2 protein-coding genes and 1 pseudogene are annotated in these 3939 nt (G+C 71.3%); all 3 read right to left on the reverse strand.

Annotation, left to right across the window (positions count from 1 at the left end; all coding sequences use genetic code 11):
- Positions 1–218 (reverse strand): annotated as a pseudogene (locus tag DI269_RS13445) (hypothetical protein); the annotation flags it as partial.
- A 204-nt stretch (positions 219–422) separates the two neighbouring features.
- The gene (locus DI269_RS13450; protein ID WP_112136669.1) at positions 423–2570 is read right to left on the reverse strand and encodes an acyltransferase family protein; all 2148 of its coding nucleotides are present in this window, start codon (positions 2568–2570) and stop codon (positions 423–425) included.
- Positions 2571–2702: 132 nt separating this feature from the next.
- A partial coding sequence (locus DI269_RS13455; protein ID WP_232822738.1) for an ABC transporter permease occupies positions 2703–3939 on the reverse strand: 1237 nt, incomplete at its 5' end.

The raw sequence follows: 3939 nt of genomic DNA on the forward strand, positions 1-3939 counted from the left end.
ATCGGCCCACCGGGCGCGACCGGGGCCGTGGGAGGCGGCGGCGCGGGGGCGCGGAACGGGGGCCGGACCGGGTACGGGCTGGGCGCGGTGCGCTGCGTCTGGCCCGCCGGGCCCGAGGCCGCACCGGGCGTGGTGGTCGGCAGGTGGAGGGTCTCCTCGTTGACGCCGCCCCCGGCAGCGGCTCTGGTCTGGGGCCGCGGGGGCTGGGGCGAGGTCATGGTCCGAGAGTCTCCGTCTAGGAATGCCGGGGGGCGGGGTCGCCCCATACTAGGCGCATCCGGCTCACTCGCGGACTCGGCGGTGACCAATCCGACTATCCGGACACGCAACTGGTTGCGGGCCTTCCTCACATCGTACCGACGGCGGTCCCGCCGTGCGGTGCCGCACACGGAGGACGCGCCCGAAATGACGCCCTTGCAACGCTATCGGAGGTTCGGGAGGGCTTCGCCGAGGAGCACGACGAGGGACGCGATGTACGGGGTGCTCACGTGGTGGCCGTCGCGGTAGACCGCCATGCCGTCCACGATGAGCGGGCACCGCCCGTCGACGCAGAACCACGGCTCGGTGTCGACGATGTGCGCGCCCCAGACCTCCTGGGCCTCCAGGCCCGCCGCGCGGCGGTCGACGTACGTGACCGCGTACGGGTCCTCGCTCACGCACTGCCGCACCGCATCCAGGTGCAGCGCCAGGCACTCGGGGGCGGCTTCGCCGGTGGCCCAGGGAGTGTCGGTGAGGACCGCGACGTTCTGGGCCGACGTCGAGGCCAGGAGCGTCTGCGTCCACCCCGCGTTCCACGCCTCGGCGGCGGCCTCGCCTTCGAGGCCCGTGACGCCGGTCTTGTCGGAGGTCCCGTAGACGACCAGTTCCGGTTCGAGGGCGTCGATCTCGGCGAAGACCTCCTGCTTCCAGTCCCAGCACTCGGTGTACTCGCCCTCGTGCATGGTGCTGTCGACGTGCACCGACACGGGCGTGCAGGAGCTCTTGGTGCGGCTGATCAGCTCCCAGCCGTTGCGGTCGGCGAGGACGTCGAGGGCCGGGAACCACTGCGCCGCATGGGAGTCGCCCACGAGCATCACCTCGATGTCGGAGGCCGTGTCGCCGTAGGAGCAGCCGCTGGGCAGCGCGACCACCTCGAAGTCCAGGTGGCAGTCGTCGCCGTAGGTCTCGGGCCGGTCCGAGTCGGATCCCGCGAGCGGCGGCGACAGGTCGTCCGGGACGGACTCGACCGCGAGGCCGTCGCGCAGGCGCTGCTCCAGGGCCGAGAACTCCTCGACCGCCTCGACCTGCGTCAGATCGACCGGTTCGGTGCCGTCGGGGACCTTCGGGAAGCCCTGGACGAGGGCGAGGACGACGGCCGCGCCGGCGACCGAGGCGGCGAAGCCGAGGAGCAGGCCGGCGCCGTCGGAGCGCTTGAGGGGGCGCCAGTTGCGCACGGGCTCTTCGATGTACGCGTAGCTGAGCTGGGCGACCGCGACGGTGGTGACGAGGAGGATCAGGTTGAGGCGGAGCGTGGGGTCGACGCCGAGCGCGAGCGGGGCGAGGATGAGGATCGGCCAGTGCCAGAGATAGAGGCTGTAGGAGATGCGGCCGAAGAACTGGAACGGGGCGGTGCCCAGGAGCGCGGAGACGGGGCCCGGGCTCGGGCCCGAACCGGCCGCGATGACGGCCATCGTGCCGAGGACCGGGGCGAGGGCGGCGTATCCGGGGAAGGCCGTCTCGTCGGTGAACATGAAGCCCGACAACAGGATCGCGGCCAGGCCGCCGAGGCCGAGGACCCAGGCGAGGGGGCGCGGGGTCTTTTTGAGCGCCGGGAGGGCCAGGGCCAGGAGCGCGCCGCCCGCGAGCTCCCAGGCGCGGGTGTGGGCCGCGTAGTAGGCGGTCGGCTGCGACTGCGCGGTGACCAGGACCGACAGGACGAGGGTCGCGGCGAAGACCAGGACGGAGGCGACGATCGCGGCCGTCACGAGGCGGCGGGGCCTGCGTCCGGTGCACAGGAGCAGCACGAGCAGGAGCAGCGGCCACACGACGTAGAACTGCTCCTCGACCGCGAGGGACCAGAACTGCTGGAACGGCGAGGGCATCTGGTCGGCGTTCAGGTACTCGGTCTGCTCGGCGACGAAGCGGTAGTTGACGACGTAGACGATGACCGCGAACGCGTCCTGGAGGACCGCGTCGAGGCGGGTGACGGGGAAGAACAGCCACGCGCCCAAGGCGGTCGCGATCGTGACGGCACTGGCGGCGGGCAGGATCCGCCGGGCGCGGCGGGCGTAGAACCCGGCGATCGAGATCTTCCCGGTGTCGAAGACCTCCTTGACCAGGAGCGAGGTGATGAGGAAGCCCGAGAGGACGAAGAAGACGTCGACGCCGACGTAGCCGCCTTCGGAGTGCGGAAACCCGGCGTGGGAGAACAGGACCAGGCCGACGGCGACCGCGCGCAGGCCCTGGATGTCGGGGCGGAAGCCCATCGGGGTCCAGCGGTCGGGCGCAAGCGCGGCGCTGACGCGCGGGAGCAGCAGGGTGTCGGTGCGGGCATGGGGAGCGGAGGTCGTCAGAGGCCCCGTCGAAGGCATCGGGACAGTGTCCACGAGTCAGGAGGCGCGGCGGTGAACGGGGCGCGGACGCGGGGGAAACAAAACGGCCCCGACCTGCGGGTCGGGGCCGACACGGCGACGCTTGCGAGCCGTGAATGTGCTCAGTGTGCGCTAGAGCGCCTTGAGGACGCGCGGTTCGAGGCGGTAGAAGATCCAGCGCCCGAAGAACAGCAGGAAGACGGAGAATCCGACGGCGACGCCGACCTGGTACATGTTCGGGGCGAGTTCGGGGATGAAGGCGCCGCGGTGCATCGAGAAGATGCCGACCAGGGGGTTCGACGAGAACACGTCGAACAGCCACGGGTGCTCCTTCATCGTGTCCGCGTCGGCGACCTTGCTGACCGGGTAGATGATCGCGGAGCCATAGAACAGGACGCGCATGACCAGCGGCATGAACCGCGAGACGTCCTTGTAGAGGACGTTGGCGGCGGCGAGCACGAACACCATGCCGGTGGTGAGCATGGCCTGCACCAGGATCGCCGGGAACAGCCAGAGCAGGTTGAGGCCGAACGTGCCGCCGTCCAGGAGCGCGACGCCGATGAGGATCGGGAAGCCGACCACGTACTCGGCGAAGCGCGCGAAGACCTTCGAGACGGGGAAGACCTCTCGGGGGACCTTCATGACCGTGATGAGGCTGGCCTGCCCGCCGAGGGCCTTCTGGCCTTCGCCGACCGCGGAGGAGAACCACTGGTAGGCGAAGATGCCGGAGACGATGAAGACGAGGTAGCCGGCCTGCGGCGTACCCGGGTCGTTCGGCATCGAGCGGCCGCCGCCGAAGACGAGGTCGAACACGAACCAGTAGATGAGGGTCAGGCCCAGCGGCTCGATGAGCGACCAGACGTAGCCCATGACGGTGGCCTGGTACTTGACGGCGAGGTCGCGGCGGACCAGGACCGACAGGGCGTACCGGTGGCGCAGGAGCGCGGTGAAGCCGGTCGTCAGCGGGAACTTCCGCTTGAGCGGCTTGACCTCGGCGTTGCGGGTCTCGTCGAGCGGGCCCTCGTCGCTGCGCGCGGAGTCGAGGAACGCGGGCAGCTCGGCGGTGTCGTCCATGTTCCGGCGGATCGGGGACTGCCCGGCCATCGGCATGTCGCGGCCCGGTTCGACGCGGGTCGCGTACGGCGCCTGCGGGACCTGGCCCGGGCTGCCGACGGTCTGCGGCACGGGGGGCGCGACCGCGGGCGGCGGGGGCGGCGTCTGCGGCTGGTAATGCTGCTGGCTCGGCTGCGCCGAGGGATTGGGCTGGCCCGACGGCGCGGGCTGGCCGTAGGGCTGCGGGGGTCCCTGGGGCGGCTGCGGGGGCTGGCCGTAGGGCTGCTGCGGGGACTGGTGGGGGTGCTGGGGCGGC

The sequence above is a fragment of the Glycomyces dulcitolivorans genome (assembly GCF_003265355.1).
Taxonomy (GTDB): Bacteria; Actinomycetota; Actinomycetes; order Mycobacteriales; family Micromonosporaceae; genus Glycomyces; species Glycomyces dulcitolivorans.

Coding starts and splice junctions, on each gene's coding strand:
- DI269_RS13450 (WP_112136669.1), bottom strand. CDS start 2,570: ATGCCTTCGACGGGGCCTCTGACGACCTCCGCTCCCCATGCCCGCACC.